At 70.8% G+C, this 12,506-nt stretch carries 10 protein-coding genes and 1 pseudogene; 5 read left to right on the forward strand and 6 right to left on the reverse strand.

Translation table 11 applies throughout. From position 1 onward, the window contains the following. Positions 1-44: 44 nt before the first annotated feature. Complete coding sequence (gene cobM, locus ACFWF2_RS07770) at positions 45-800, reverse strand: precorrin-4 C(11)-methyltransferase (protein WP_379305738.1); 756 nt, start codon at positions 798-800, stop codon at positions 45-47. A gap of 103 nt (positions 801-903) precedes the next feature. Further along, positions 904-4,371 (reverse strand): Ig-like domain repeat protein, encoded by a 3,468-nt coding sequence (locus ACFWF2_RS07775; RefSeq protein ID WP_379305740.1) that lies wholly within the window; start codon positions 4,369-4,371, stop codon positions 904-906. 196 nt (positions 4,372-4,567) lie between these two features. Here ACFWF2_RS07775 and ACFWF2_RS07780 point away from each other — a divergent pair, with 196 nt between their 5' ends. Next, positions 4,568-5,311, forward strand: a complete 744-nt coding sequence (locus tag ACFWF2_RS07780; RefSeq protein WP_379305742.1) for a DUF3105 domain-containing protein — start codon at positions 4,568-4,570, stop codon at positions 5,309-5,311. Here the strand turns inward: ACFWF2_RS07780 and ACFWF2_RS07785 are convergent. From ACFWF2_RS07785 to ACFWF2_RS07795, 3 genes are all read right to left on the reverse strand, one after another. Beyond that, positions 5,283-5,708, reverse strand: coding sequence for a PPOX class F420-dependent oxidoreductase (locus ACFWF2_RS07785; protein WP_379305744.1), 426 nt, complete (start codon positions 5,706-5,708; stop codon positions 5,283-5,285). The genes ACFWF2_RS07780 and ACFWF2_RS07785 overlap by 29 nt on opposite strands. Before the next feature lie 125 nt (positions 5,709-5,833). Further along, positions 5,834-6,451, reverse strand: coding sequence for a LuxR C-terminal-related transcriptional regulator (locus ACFWF2_RS07790; protein WP_379305746.1), 618 nt, complete (start codon positions 6,449-6,451; stop codon positions 5,834-5,836). Next, positions 6,448-7,728 carry a sensor histidine kinase gene (locus ACFWF2_RS07795; protein ID WP_379305748.1) on the reverse strand — a complete coding sequence of 427 codons (1,281 nt, stop codon included), beginning with the start codon at positions 7,726-7,728 and terminating at the stop codon, positions 6,448-6,450. Before ACFWF2_RS07795 ends, ACFWF2_RS07790 begins: the two co-directional genes overlap by 4 nt. Before the next feature lie 129 nt (positions 7,729-7,857). Between ACFWF2_RS07795 and ACFWF2_RS07800 the strand changes: the two genes are divergently transcribed. Genes ACFWF2_RS07800 through ACFWF2_RS07810 form a run of 3 tightly spaced genes read left to right on the forward strand, consistent with a single transcriptional unit; the run spans position 7,858 to position 10,072 of the window. Further along, on the forward strand, positions 7,858-8,910 hold the full coding sequence (locus ACFWF2_RS07800) for an ABC transporter permease (RefSeq protein WP_379305750.1): 1,053 nt from the start codon (positions 7,858-7,860) through the stop codon (positions 8,908-8,910). A 10-nt stretch (positions 8,911-8,920) separates the two neighbouring features. Then, positions 8,921-9,637: an ABC transporter ATP-binding protein gene (locus ACFWF2_RS07805; protein WP_379305752.1), complete on the forward strand. Its 717-nt coding sequence runs from the start codon at positions 8,921-8,923 to the stop codon at positions 9,635-9,637. Between the two features lie 48 nt (positions 9,638-9,685). Continuing rightward, the gene (locus ACFWF2_RS07810; protein WP_379305754.1) at positions 9,686-10,072 is read left to right on the forward strand and encodes an NYN domain-containing protein; all 387 of its coding nucleotides are present in this window, start codon (positions 9,686-9,688) and stop codon (positions 10,070-10,072) included. Positions 10,073-10,210: 138 nt separating this feature from the next. On the opposite strand, the pseudogene ACFWF2_RS07815 reads toward ACFWF2_RS07810, so the two are convergent. Then, a pseudogene (locus ACFWF2_RS07815) lies at positions 10,211-10,759 on the reverse strand (TetR/AcrR family transcriptional regulator); the annotation flags it as partial. A gap of 137 nt (positions 10,760-10,896) precedes the next feature. Here ACFWF2_RS07815 and ACFWF2_RS07820 point away from each other — a divergent pair. Further along, a complete protein-coding gene (locus tag ACFWF2_RS07820; protein WP_379305756.1) occupies positions 10,897-12,504 on the forward strand; it encodes a carboxyl transferase domain-containing protein in 1,608 nt (535 codons plus the stop codon). The last annotated feature ends 2 nt before the right edge of the window (positions 12,505-12,506 follow it).

Here is a 12,506-nt window from a genome sequence, read left to right on the forward strand (position 1 = left end):
CCGTAGCGAGTGAGGCGTGGATCACACCAATTGGTTTGTTGTGACTACTGACTGAGGCCTCTCACCCTGACCGGGTCGTAGAGGTGGGACTGGGCACAGTCGATCGACGGGGCCAGCGCGCGGCCGACAAGGATGACGGCGGCTTGGCGGAGGCCTGCGGCTTCGACCTGGTCGGCGATGTCGGTGAGGGTGCCGCGCAGGACCAGTTGTTCGGGCTGGCTGGCGCGGTAGACGACGGCGACCGGGCAGTCGGCGCCGTACTCGGTGACGAGTTCCTCGGCGATGACCCTGATACGGGTGATCGCGAGGTGCAGGGCAAGGGTGGCACCGGTGGCGGCGAAGTTGGCCAGGGCCTCCCCCGCGGGCATCGCGGTGGAGCGGGCCTGGGTGCGGGTGAGGACGACCGACTGGACGACTTCGGGAACGGTCAGTTCGGTGCCGAGGGCGGCGGCGGCTGCCGCGTAGGCGGGGACGCCGGGGGTGATGTCCCAGGGGACGCCATGCGCGTCGAGGCGGCGGGTCTGTTCGGTGAGGGCCGAATAGAGGGACGGGTCGCCCGAGCACAGGCGGGCCACGTCATGGCCTGCCTGATGGGCGCGGACCAAGTGGTCGGTGATCTGGTCCAGGTCGAGGCGCTGGGTGTCGATCAGTTCGGTGTCCGGTGCGCAGTGGGCGAGGACCTGGGGGTCGAGGTAGGTGCCCGCGTAGAGGCAGACCGGGCTCTCGCGCAGCAGGTTCACCGCGCGCACCGTGAGCAGGTCGGCTGCGCCGGGGCCCGCCCCGATGAAATGCACCGTCATGCCAGCAGCGTAGATCCCGTCGATGCCCCTATCCCGGCCGCATCGACGGTTCGCGGTGCCGCACGGGTCCGGTCGCGGACGTCGGTGACCGCACGTCCGTGACTCAGCTCCAGCTTGCCCGGACGAAGGTCGACGCGAGATGCAGGTTGTTCAGCGGGTTCAGGTCGGTGCTCGCGCTCGACGCGTGCAGGAACGAGGTGATCAGCGCCAGCCTCCGTGGCGCTTCCAGGACGACCGTGAAGGTCCTGGTCTCGCCCGCCTCCAGCATGGGCAGCAGGAACCGCACGAGTGTCGGCCGCACCTCGCCACCGCCGGGATCGACCAGCCGGTCCCAGCCCTGGGTCGACAGCCTGGCCTCGACATCGGTGGCTTGCCGTCCGCCGACATTGGTGACGGTGATCGTCGCCGTCACCCGTTCACCGGGGTCGGCGGTGCGCGGCAGGTCGAGGTGAACGTCGACATCGCCGGGGTGGTCACCGGGTGACTGGCCGGCCTTCAGCACCCACAGCGTCATCGTGCCGCGGCTCGGCGCGATGCCCGTCGACGCGTCACCGGAGTAGTCGGCGGTGACCTGGTGGGTGCCGAAACCGAGGTGGTCGATGTCGACATCGCGGGCGATCGCCGTGCCGTTGTCGACGGGGACCGCCGCGCCGAGCGGCTTTCCGTCGGCGGAGAACTGGACGGTGCCGGTGTCGATCTCGCCCGCGGGGTCGCGGGCGACGGTCGCGGTGAGGTCGAGCTGTTCGAAGTAGGTGACCGGATTGTGGTTGGCGGTCACCGTTGTCGTCGAGGTCGCGGTGTAGACGGTGAGGTCGACCCGGCCCTGCGACCGCGCGTAGACCGCGTCGCCGAGATAGTGCGCCTCGACGGTTCCCGAACCTGCCCGCAGCGGCGGCGAACTCGCCGTGCCGTCGGCGGCGATCGGCACCGGAGCGCCGAGTGGGGAACCGTTCTGCGAGAACTGGATCGCGCCGGTTGGTTTCGGTGCGTCCGGCTTCGGGGTGGGCACGGTGACGGTGGCGCCGACGACCGCACCGGCGAGGACCGGGGGCGGCGGCACCGTCAGATGGACCTCGGTGGGCACCTTCACCGACTGCACCAGCAGACCGACACTGCCGAAGACCGGCGCGAACACCCTGGTGGGATCGTCTGCCAGAAAGGTCGCGAGTACGTGGTGGGTGCCCGGCGGCAATCCGCTGATCGCGGGCAGCGTCGCGACTCCGTCGACCAGCTCGATCGGTCCCGGCGTCGCGACACCGTCGATCTCGAACCGCACGTGCCCGGCGGGTGTGCCGAATGCCGGTGTCGTGCCAGGCTTCTGGCTCACCATCGCGCTGAAGCTGACCGGCTGACCGACCTGCGAGATCTGGCCGGGCGCGCTCGTGGTCACCTCGATCTCGGTCGGCACCTGGTCGTCGTGCAGCCGGAACACCGCGCCGCCGATCAGGTGGGCCGGGTCATCGGTGGCGGCGGCGTGCACCAGGAATCCGCCGGGCAGCTCGCCCTGCCGCACCGCGGGCAGGGCGGACAGCTCGGCCTGCGCGAAACCGTCGGCATCGGTGGTCACCTGGATGGTGTCGGCACCGTTGGCGAACACCGCGGCGGGCGGCTGGCCCGCGGGCATCGAGAAGGTGACCGACTTACCCGCCTGCGGGCCGTGGATCGCGTCGACGAACCGCACCCGCAGCGGCCGCGCGAACGGCTGCCCCGAGTACGCGCTCTGACTGTTGCCCGAGATCAGTTCCACCCGGCTGCGTTTCGACGGAATCGGCACGATCAGCCGCACCTTGCCGTCGTTGAGCCGATCGCGATTGCCGTAACTGCCGTCGGGCCCGTTGTAGAAGTGCGGCCGCTGGTTCGCGACGGGCCTGACCGCCGACTGGCCGCCGCCACCACCACCGCCACCACCGTCGTTGCCGTCCTGCGCGCCGTGGCCCTTGCCGCCGCCGTGGCTGCCACCACCGCCGCCGCCACCACCGCCACCGGTGGTGCTGCCCGTCGCGTGGCCGCCGTGCACGCCACGTTCGCTGCCGCCCTCGCCGCCGAAGCCACCACCGAACCCGCCGCTGGTGCCGTCGCCCGGTTGCGGACCACCGCTGCCCCCGTCGCCGCCGTCGGCGCTGAAACCGTTGCCGCCACCACCGCCACCACCGCCCGCGACGACGATCGGTTCGCTGTCGCGAGACGGTCGTGTCCCGCACTCGGCGTCGTTCTGGCTCACCGCCGACGCGCCACCGCCACCCGCACCGCTGTAGGACGCGCTGGAGTCGGCGGTGCCGCGAGAACCACCCTTGCCGTATCCCCAGCCGCCGCCCGGTCCGCCGTAGTGACCGACCTCGATCTTCACCTGCTTGCGTTCCTGCACGGCGATGACCGCCTGCACGCCACTGCCCGCGCCACCGGTGCCGACATCGCCGAAGTCGTTGCCGCCGCCCGCGCCCGCCGCGCCGAGCACATCGGCGAAGATCTCGTCGACGCCGTCACCGACGCAGTAGTACTGCGCGGAATCGCCGTGCACGCCGAAGGTCGTCGTCCTGACGCCGTCGGCCGAGGTGAGGAACAGGACGTAGCCGTCGCCCGAGACCGACGCGGTGGTCACGCTCGCCTTCGACAGTTGCGGCGACGCATACGAAGTCCCGCCACCGCCACCCGCACCACCCGCACCGGGCGAGGCGTGCGGACCGTGCGTGATCGGTGTCTCCGGCGCGGCCGCGCCACCACAGCCGCCGCCCTGTCCGTCGCCGCCTTGGTAACCACCGCCACCGCCGCCGCCCCCACCGCCGCCGCCGGTCTTGTCGAAGGTGTGGCCCGCACCGCCCGTGCGCGGACCGCCGCAGGTGAGGCCGCTCGGGGTGGTGCCCGCCGGATTGTTCTCGCCCGCGCCGCCGATCCACGGCGGACCTTCCTGCCAGCCGACCGCCGCGCTCCCGTCACCACCGTTCCCGCCGTCGCGACGCGAGCCGCCGCCGCAGTAGAAGAAGGTCGAATCCTGCACGGGCGACACCGAATAGCAGTCGGGCGCGTTACCGCCCGCCCCTCCGCCGCCACCCGCGACCAGCACCGGTGCGTTGTCGGCGCCGAGCACGGCCGACGCTCCCCCGCCGCCACCGCCGTCCCAGCCACTCGAATAGACCGTCCCGAAATTCGTCACCTGGTCGACGGCTTCGCCCCTCGGACCGCCGGACGCGTACGGCGAGAACCCGCCGTTCTCCCCGCCCGCGCAACCGACCTGGACCTGGAACTCCTGTTCGGGCGTGACCCGCAATCCCCCACTGACCTGACCGCCGAGCCCACCGATCCCGGTGAAGTTCGGATTCGGCGTCTGCCCCTGACCGCCGACCGCCTCGATATAGAGGCTCGTCGTCCCGGCGGGCACCTGGTAGGTCTGGGTTCGCGAGCTGCAATAGAACACGTCGATCGACAGGCCGGACGCCGGATCCTCGAAATGCTCGGAGACGCGCTCGGCGGGCTGACCCGGCGGCTGGGACCGCGCGAGGGTCGCGGTGCCGAGGACGAGCACCACACCGAGGGACGCGGCGACCCACGCGCGCATCGCAGTTCGTCCGGCCATGCCAGAGCTCCGTTCGCCAGCGTCGTTGCCTACGAAACTTGACGAAACGGTAACGGTGGTCGAGGCCTCAACTCGGCAGCGACGCGCGACTTCGGGCTGGTCACCAGGGTTGTCGGCACCGAGTACGGGTGCCGCGAGCGGCGGGCAAGTATGTTCAGAACCGTCGGCGGACGCCGGCACGACGACAGGGGACGCGGTGCGGGTTTCGAACACGACGAGCAGTGCGCGGCGCACACGCACCGCCGCAGCGGGTTTCGCGGTCGCCACCGCCGCGCTCTTCGCCGTCGGCTGCACGACAGGCGACAAGCTGGACGGCACCGCCACCGCCTCGATGGACTCCTTCGTGCCGTCCGCGGACAACCAGGATCCAGCCGGCGAGATCCCCGGCATCGTGATCACCGAGTTCCCGCCCGGCCTGCACGTGACCAGCACCCAGCGGGTCGCCTACCCCGCGATCCCGCCGCTGGGCGGACCACACGACAGCCGGTGGGCGGCCTGCGACGGCGTCGTCTACGACAAGGGCGTCCGCACCGAGAACATGGTGCACTCCCTGGAACACGGCGCCGTCTGGATCGCCTACAACCCGGACAAGGTGGATGCCGACGATCGCGCCGCGCTCGCCGCGCGGGTCAAGGACAGGCCGTACACCGTGATGTCACCCATTCCCGGCATGGACCACCCGATCTCCCTGCAATCGTGGGGCCATCAGCTGAAACTCGACAGCGCCGACGACCCGCGGATCGACCAGTTCATCGTGGCCCTGCGCGAAAATCCCTACACCACACCGGAACCCGGCGCGACCTGCTCGTCACCGCTGTTCGACCGCACCAATCCACCGCCGTTCGATCCCACCGAGCCCGGCCCCGGCGCCGTGGATCCGAACAGCGACGGGGCCGCGACGCCCGACGTTCCTACGCCGTCACCTGGAAGTGGGCGATGACCTTGGTCGGCCGCACCCGCACGACGAGCTCACCCGCGACCCCGTTGCGCTTGCCGAATTCCTCGGCCTTGTCCGGCCCCATGTAGCGAGCGGCGATCTCGGTAGCGGTCCGGACGAGCTCGCCGAGATCCTCGGACAACGTCACCGTCCCCTGCACCTCCACCAGCGCGTACGGCGGCTCCTCGAGATCCACACACAGGGCGACCCGGGGATCCCGCGCGAACGCCCGCCCCTTGGCGGTGTTCTTGCCGGTATTGAAGACCAGCTCGTCCCCTTCGACGATGAACCAGACCGGGGTGACCAGCGGACGGCCGTCGGCGCCGGTGAAAGCCACCTTGCCCGTTCGTGTTCCATGGGAGAGGAATTCGCGCACCTGAGGATCAGCGAGTGAGGCCATCCGGTCAGGGTAGGCCGGACCGGATGCACCGCGCGCGACCCACACCGAACGAGCCCGCATACGGCCGTACTTTCGCGCACCGAGCCGCCGCGCTCGGCGAACGGGGCCGAATCGAGGTTCGGCGGTCAGATCGCGCCCTGTGCTCGCGCGGTGGCGACAGCGGAAGTCCGCGACTTCACGCCGAGCTTGGCGTAGATGTGCACCAGGTGCGACTTCACGGTGGTCTCGCTGAGGAACAGTTGTTTGGCGATGTCGCGGTTCGACAGACCTGCGGCGACCAGGCGCAGTACCTCGACTTCGCGCGGGCTGAGAGTGGTGTCGGCGCGGCGGACGCGGGTCATCAGGCGGGAGGCCACGGTCGGTGAGAGGACGCTTTCGCCCGCGGCGGCGGCGCGGACAGCGGCGAGAAGCTCGGTGGGTGGGGTGTCCTTGAGGAGGTAGCCGACGGCGCCCGCTTCGATCGCGCCGAGGATGTCGGCGTCGGTGTCGTAGTTGGTGACCACAAGGACGTTCGGCGGAGCGGGCAGCGCGCGCAGGCCCGCGGTGGCGGAGGCACCGGAGCGGCCGTCGCCGAAGCGCAGGTCCATCAGCACCAGGTCGACCGGGTTGACGGCGCAGAAGGCGACGGCGGCATCGGCATCGGCGACATCGCCGACGACGGTGATGTCGTCGGCCGCCTCCAGCAGGGCACGCAGACCGGCCCGGACGATGGCGTGGTCGTCGGCGAGCAGCAGCCGGATCATGAGACCGCTCCCAGTGGGAAGGACGCGGTGACGGCGGTGTGGCCGGGCTCGGATTCGATCGTCATCGCACCACCCTGCTGTTCGACGCGACTGCGCATGGCGGCCAGCCCGAACGCGCCGGATCGCGGCCCGCGCAGGACGTCCGGCGCGATGCCGATGCCGTCGTCGACGATGTCGAGGTGCACGTCGGTGTCGTCGTAGGTCAGCGTGACCCGCATCCGCGCGGCCTCGGCGTGCTGGACGACATTGGCGACCGCGCTCTGCGCGATCCGCACCAGTGCCGCCTCCACCGGCATCGGCAACCGCTCCGGATCCCCTTCGACCAGCAGCTGGGCCGACAGCGACGGCGACTGCGCGCGCTCGCAGATTCGTTCCAGCGCTTCGGCCAGCGACTGCCCGTCCAGCGCGGCCGGTGACAATTCGTCGATGAGCCTGCGGGTTTCGGCCAGGTCCTCGGCGGCGGTCTCGCGGGCGAGCCGAATGCGATCCAGCGCTGGATGATCCGGTGCCGCCTGCTCGGCGGCGTGCAGCAGGAGCTGGATACTGCTGAGCCCCTGGGCGACGGTGTCGTGGATCTCCTTGGCCAGTCGCTCGCGTTCGGCGAGTTTGCCCGCGGTGCGTTCCTGGGCGGCGAGAACCGCTCTGGTGTCGATCAATTCGTTGATCAATCGCTCCCGTTCCACCGCTTCGCGATACAGCGCCTGGTATCCGAGCCCGATACCGATGGCGACCAGCGCGCCGAGTACCGGCCCGACCACGGCCCCGGCCGACCAGCCACGGTGCGCCGCGAATCCGACGACCCCGACGGCCGTGGCCAGCACCACCGCGACCAGATTCCACGGTCGCGGCAGCAGATGCAGGTAGACGAAGAACAACCCGAAGGCGAGATACACCGCGTCCGGGGTGAGCCCGAGCAGTGCCAGCCACAGCACGGTGAGGGCGGCCAGCCACACCGACACCACCCACGAATTCCACACCGGTGCCGGAGACGGAGGCGCGACCGCCGCGCTCCGCGGACTTGTCGCGCGCGCGGCACCCGGCTCGGCGACCGACGCCGGAGCGCCCGCGGCGACCCGGTCCCCCGAGCGCCGAGGCAGCTCGGTGCCCGCGAAGTAGACGGCCAGCCACACCACCGTCAGGACGAGCACCCACACTCCGTGCCCGCCGCCCCCGGGCAACAGCGCCCGCACCACGACCACCGCCGCCAGCACCGTCACCAGCACATGCAGGCCGAGCCGCAGCGTGGTGACCACCGGGGTCAGCGGGGACGAGCGCACCCGACCAGCTTATGTGCGGCAACCGGCCCGGCATCCATCGAAAGGTGTAAACGCGGGCAGACCTTCGGTGGACGGCGTTTCGTGCGCCGGTGCGATGGCCCGGCGGCCGGGCGCGGCGAGAGTGGAGGCATGTTCGTCGCACTCCGAGATCTGCGGGCCGCCCGCGGCCGCTTCCTGTTGATCACCACCGTCGTCCTGCTGGTGGCGGTGCTGGTCAGTTTCCTCAGCGGCCTCACCGCCGGGCTGGCCCACCAGAACATCTCGGCCGTCCAGGGCATCGACGCCGATCAGGTGGTCTTCGCCGAGACCGGCACCGATCCGTCCTTCGACTCGTCGGTACTCACCGAGCAGCAGGTGGCGCGGTGGCAGTCGGCCGGTGGGATCACCGCCACTCCGATCGGCATCTCCCGCGCCCGCGCCGAGCACGCGGGTGCCAGCCCGGAGCAGGTCGCGTTGTTCGGCGGCGACCCGTCGGCGTTCGGCAATCACCCTGCTACCGCTCCGGGAGCCGTGGTGCTGAGCTCGGCCGCGGCCAGGGAACTGGCCGCGGGCACCGGCGACACCATCCTGCTCGCCGGCCACGAGTTCACCGTGGCCGACGTCGCGGGCGACGAGTGGTACAGCCACACCCCGGTGATCTGGACCAGCATGCGGGATTGGCAGGCCGCGAGCCCGCGCTCGGGCGCGGCGACGGTGCTCGCGGTGACCGGCGACGCACCGCGTTCCGACTTCGACGCCGAGGCCGGGACGCACACGGTGCCCGCGCGGGACGCCGTTCAGGCGATCGGCTCCTACCAGGCCGAAAACAGCTCGCTCACCCTGATGACGGTGCTGCTGTTCGCGATCTCCGCGCTGGTCATCGGCGCCTTCTTCACGGTATGGACCGTGCAGCGCCAGCCCGATATCGCCACTTTGAAGGCCCTCGGCGCGACCACCGGTTCGCTGGCCGTCGACGCGCTGGCGCAGGCCGCGATCGTGCTGGTCGCCGGCGTCACGCTCGGTCTCGGTATCACCGCGGTGGCCTCGTTGTTCCTCGGTGATGCGATGCCGTTCGTGCTCTCGCTGTCGACCACGCTGGTGCCGGCCCTGGCCCTGATCCTGCTCGGCCTCCTCGGCGCCGCGGTCGCGCTGCGCTTCCTGTTCACCACCGATCCGCTGACCGCGCTCGGCGCGACCCGCTGAAGGACCTCCCATGGCACTGACCCTCACCGATGTCACCCTCACCTACCCCGACGGCGCGGGCAGGCTCACCGCCCTCGACCGGGTGTCCATGCATGTCCCCGGCGGCACGATCGCCGCGGTCACCGGCCCGTCCGGCTCGGGCAAGTCGAGTCTGCTCGCCGTGGCGGCGACGCTGATCCGGCCGGACTCGGGCGCCGTCCTCCTCGACACCGACACCGGCCGCACCGATCTCGCGCGGCTGAGCAGGCGCGCCGCGTCCGAGATCCGTCGCACCGCGATGGGCATCGTCTTCCAGCAGCCGAACCTCATCCCGGCGCTGACGGCCCTCGAACAGCTGGAGGTCACCGCCCATCTCGGCGGCAAGTCGCGCGCTGGTCGCAGCGAAACCAAGTCCCGTGCAAAAGAATTGCTCGATGCCGTGGGCTTGTCCGAGCACGCGGGCAAGCGCCCGGCCCAGCTCTCCGGCGGACAGCGCCAGCGCATCAATATCGCCCGCGCGCTGATGAACGACCCGGCACTGCTCGTCGTCGACGAGCCGACCAGCGCGCTGGACTCCGAACGCGGCGCGGCCGTCCTCGACCTGATCACCACCATCGCCCGCGAGCACAGGGCGGCGACGATCCTGGTCACCCACGATCCCACCCATCTGCACCGCATGGACGCGGTCTACCGGATGACCGACGGTCGCCTGAGCACCGTCGAGGCCGGCGCCCCCGCCCGAGCCTGATTCAGTGCGCCCGCCACGCGTCGATGGCGCACCGGGCAGACTGAACCGATGAGCGATCCGAGACAGCTGATCGTGGTCGACGCGGCCAATGTCGTCGGTTCCCGGGCCGACGGCTGGTGGCGGGACCGAGCCGGCGCCGCCCGGCGGCTGCTGTCGGAGATCGCCGACCTGACCACCCGGCTACCGGAATCGACCGACGTGACCGTCGTCCTCGAAGGTGCGGCCAAAGCCGCCGCCGACGGCGACGAACCCACGGCACCGCGGCTGACCGTCGTCCTGGCCGAACGCTCAGGCGACGACAAGATCGTCGACGTAGTGTCCGAGGCCGCCGGACACATCACCGTCGTCACCGCCGACCGCGAACTCCGTTCCCGAGTCCAGGCGCTCGGCGCCGAGACCGTCGGCCCCGGCTGGCTTGTGAGCCAACTGAACTGACAGCCGGATGCGGTCACCCGATCAACGGCGCTGGTCGTCGATCAGGCCGGAGACGATCCCGTTGCCTGGAACCGGTTCCGCCGCCGGCTGTTTGCGCTGGCGAGCAGGCTGAATCCGCGACGCCGCCTGGGGCGACTCCGACAATGCCGCGAGCGCCATCTGCCGCAGCACCGGCCGGGCCCTCGTCGCGATCGCCGGGGTCGCGCTGTGCGGGGTGGAGTTGATCAGACCGAAGGCCGCGTGGGCCTGTACGCGGGCGGTTTCCTCGGCGAGGCCGGGGTGCACCTCACGCAGCACCTGCACCCACACCTCGACGTACTGGCGCTGGGTGCGGCGCAGGGTGCGGCGGTCGGCGGCGGGGACGTTGTCGAGGTCGCGGTCCTGGATGCGGATGAGTTCGGGGTCGTCGAAGGCGAAGTCGAGGTGGAAATCGACGAGGCCTTCCAGCGCCTCGGCCGGGGACGCCGCCGCCTCGACGACAGCGCGGCCGCCGTGGAGCAGCCGCTCACTGACGCCGACGAGGAGTTCGACGAGCAGGGCCTCTTTGTTCGCGAAGTGCCGGTAGACGGCCGGACCGCTGATGCCGACCGCCGCGCCGAGGTCGTCGAGGCGGACACCGAAGAATCCGCGATCGGCGATCAGCCGGGCACCCGCGTCGAGCAACTGCTCCCGACGCTGGGCTTTCATCAATTCGCGCCGGGTCACCGGGGCGGGCTCGAGCGTGGCCAACCTCGACTCCCTTCCACCGGGTCTGGACAACTTGGTTAGTCAAGATTAACCTGAATTTCAGTTATTGGCGATTAACCGGATGGCAGGATGGCGTGATGACCGTTACGCACGACCTCGACAACGGCACCGCGGCCGCGACGAGCAACCGGGCCGCGCACCACGCGCTGGTCGACGAGCTGCGGCAGCGGCTGGCCAAGACAGCGCTCGGCGGCCCGCAGAAGTCGCGCGAGCGGCACGCGGCCAGGGGCAAGCTGCTCCCCCGGGAGCGGGTCGACCAGCTGCTCGACCCCGGCAGCCCGTTCCTCGAACTGTCCCCGCTGGCCGGCAACGGCATGTACGGCGACGAGTGCCCCGGCGCGGGCGTGATCGCGGGCATCGGCCGGATCGCGGGCCGCGAGTGCCTGGTGCTGGCCAACGACGCGACGGTCAAGGGCGGCACCTACTACCCGATCTCGGTGAAGAAGCACCTGCGCGCGCAGGAGGTGGCCGCGCAGAACAACCTGCCGTGCGTGTATCTGGTGGACTCCGGCGGCGCCTTCCTGCCGCACCAGGACGAGGTGTTCCCCGACCGCGAGCACTTCGGCCGCATCTTCTACAACCAGGCGAACATGAGCGCCAAGGGCATCGCCCAGATCGCGGCGGTGATGGGTTCGTGCACCGCCGGTGGCGCCTACGTGCCCGCCATGGCCGACGAGGCCGTCATCGTGCGCGACCAGGGCACCATCTTCCTCGGCGGCCCGCCGCTGGTGAAGGCCGCGACCGGCGAGGTCGTCACGGCCGAGGAACTCGGCGGCGGCCTGCTGCACTCGCGGACCTCCGGCGTCACCGACCACCTCGCCGAGGACGACCGCGACGCGCTGCGCATCGTCCGCGATATCGTCGCCACCCTCGGTCCGCGCCCCGAGGCGCCGTGGGAGGTGCTGCCGAGCACCCCGCCCGCCAAGCCGGAGGACGAGCTCTACGACGTGGTCCCGGTCGATCCGCGCACGCCGTACGACGTGCGCGAGGTGATCGACCGGATCGTCGACGGCGAGGCCGGATTCCATGAGTTCAAGGCCGAATACGGCAAGACCCTGGTCACCGGGTTCGCCCGCATCCACGGCCACCCGGTCGGCATCGTCGCCAACAACGGCGTGCTGTTCGCCGAATCCGCCATGAAGGGCGCGCATTTCATCGAACTGTGCGACAAGCGCAAGATCCCGCTGCTGTTCCTGCAGAACATCACCGGCTTCATGGTCGGGCGCGACTACGAGGCGGGCGGCATCGCCAAGCACGGCGCCAAGATGGTCACCGCGGTGGCGTGCGCGCGGGTGCCGAAGCTGACCGTGGTGATCGGCGGCTCCTACGGCGCGGGCAACTACTCCATGTGCGGGCGCGCGTATTCGCCGCGCTTCCTGTGGATGTGGCCGAACGCGCGGATCTCGGTGATGGGTGGCGAGCAGGCCGCCTCGGTGCTGTCGACCGTGCGCGGCGACCAGCTCGACAGCGCGGGCAAGCCGTGGTCGGAGCAGGATCAGGAGGCCTTCAAGGCGCCGATCCGGGAGCAGTACGAGACCCAGGGCAACCCCTACTACGCGACGGCGCGGATCTGGGACGACGGTGTCATCGCGCCCACCGACACCAGAACCGCGCTCGGACTTGCCCTCTCGGTGTGCGCGCAGGCGCCGCTCGAGCCCGTTTCCTACGGCGTCTTCCGGATGTGAGC

The sequence above is a fragment of the Nocardia sp. NPDC060259 genome (genome assembly GCF_042728775.1).
Taxonomy (GTDB): domain Bacteria; phylum Actinomycetota; class Actinomycetes; order Mycobacteriales; family Mycobacteriaceae; genus Nocardia.

Excerpts from the sequence above, each read along its gene's own strand:
- cobM (WP_379305738.1), bottom strand. The coding sequence starts at position 800 with ATGACGGTGCATTTCATCGGGGCGGGCCCCGGCGCAGCCGACCTGCTC.
- ACFWF2_RS07775 (WP_379305740.1), bottom strand. The coding sequence starts at position 4,371 with ATGGCCGGACGAACTGCGATGCGCGCGTGGGTCGCCGCGTCCCTCGGT.
- ACFWF2_RS07785 (WP_379305744.1), bottom strand. The coding sequence starts at position 5,708 with ATGGCCTCACTCGCTGATCCTCAGGTGCGCGAATTCCTCTCCCATGGA.
- ACFWF2_RS07790 (WP_379305746.1), bottom strand. The coding sequence starts at position 6,451 with ATGATCCGGCTGCTGCTCGCCGACGACCACGCCATCGTCCGGGCCGGT.
- ACFWF2_RS07800 (WP_379305750.1), top strand. The coding sequence starts at position 7,858 with ATGTTCGTCGCACTCCGAGATCTGCGGGCCGCCCGCGGCCGCTTCCTG.
- ACFWF2_RS07805 (WP_379305752.1), top strand. The coding sequence starts at position 8,921 with ATGGCACTGACCCTCACCGATGTCACCCTCACCTACCCCGACGGCGCG.
- ACFWF2_RS07810 (WP_379305754.1), top strand. The coding sequence starts at position 9,686 with ATGAGCGATCCGAGACAGCTGATCGTGGTCGACGCGGCCAATGTCGTC.
- ACFWF2_RS07820 (WP_379305756.1), top strand. The coding sequence starts at position 10,897 with ATGACCGTTACGCACGACCTCGACAACGGCACCGCGGCCGCGACGAGC.